Genomic DNA, 1,459 nt, shown 5'->3' on the forward strand with positions numbered 1-1,459 from the left:
GTGCATACCTTCTACTCCCATAGGACTACTTTCTATATTTGTATTTTATAAGTTTGATGTAAGGCACTAATATAAAAAGATTATTGTGTTATGTTTGAAAAATATTGAGTGATAAGGTGCAGATTGAATTGTTTAAACAATGCATTTGGCATCTTAATAAGCTGTTGAGGCTATAGGATAATTCGATTTCAGAAAATAGAGCTAAATGGGCGTGTTTTTAGGCGAAAAATCATGTCTCTACGCGAAATCTAGATAGGTTTAACGCTTATAATTATCTACTTTTTAACGTAGAAGACAATATTAAAATTGTTGTGGAGAAATCTTACAGCCTCGTTAAGTGCAATGGAGATACAGTAAAAATTGAGTACTAGAAGAGAAAGAACTAAATTATTTCAAGGTTTTAGTCAAGCAAGTGATAACTTATTCAACGGGTTTTGGAAAAAAGTCCAACCAAATACAGATCTTAAACAGCTCAACGAATTAGTTATTTGCCCAAAAGGCGCAATGGGCGGTCTGGACGACAAACTTATCGAAGTTTTTTTTGAGATGAAGTATCACAGTTGGAGTAAAAAAGTAGGAAAACACTTCGATTTAACCAATCAAGCAAATTTGATCTATGGTGCTAGATTAGAATATCGCCTTACGGATAATGGCTATGTTTTATGTATATTGACTCCTTCTCGAACTGATAGTTTTAAGCCTGCTGAAGACGGTATTCTTCTTGAAATCATCAAACAGCCAAACAAACTGGAAACAAAGGCTAAAAAGCATTGGAAATATCTACTTTCATATATGCGCGTTACAGATGTTGATGGGCAAGCATCTGTTTTCGATTGCGTTAAAGTCAGCTATTTAAGGTATGTGAAAAGATGCTTTAAGGATGGTAAATCTCGACCTCGTAATGTAGCAAATGCATTCAAGTCTATATCTCAATGGGTTGTATCTGTAGGCCTAAGTGGTTTATTGATTTTTATAACAACGTTCTACATAAATGATAAACAGGAAAACGAAGTAGCATCGCAGGTAAAAGAAGTATCTGAACAACTAAGTAATGTACTGAATGAGCAACGGTATTTATTGGAGTCTGTAAACAATGTAACAGCATATTTAAAACAGATAGTTAACCAAAACTCAGCTGTGTATAGCCAGCATATCTCTAGTAATGACGTTGAACTTCAAACTAAACAAATTTTAAGTAGTATAAATAAGGCACAAGTAGAGAACCAAGATAAACTACTAGAAGCTCTGACCGCTCTTGAAAAAGTGGTAAAAAATAAGAGTAGTGAGAAGTAAACTGCACTTAACAACTGCAACCAATCGGACGTTTTAGTCTTGTAACCGTTTTTGAAGAAAGATGCAAAACATCGCCAATTCTAAGCCGCCGTTGTCGCAAGCATTATGTAACCAATCATAAATTCGAGTTTTATCGTTGTATTTATCTAAAAGGAGTAATCATGGC

The 1,459-nt window shown here is 34.3% G+C and carries 1 protein-coding gene; it reads left to right on the top strand.

The features are described from left to right. Window positions 1-360 precede the first annotated feature (360 nt). Complete coding sequence (locus tag L4C32_RS20580; protein WP_428198761.1) at window positions 361-1,293, top strand: hypothetical protein; 933 nt, start codon at window positions 361-363, stop codon at window positions 1,291-1,293. Window positions 1,294-1,459: the final 166 nt, after the last annotated feature.

The organism is Aliivibrio kagoshimensis (genome assembly GCF_050337105.1).
GTDB classification, from domain to species: domain Bacteria; phylum Pseudomonadota; class Gammaproteobacteria; order Enterobacterales; family Vibrionaceae; genus Aliivibrio_A; species Aliivibrio_A kagoshimensis.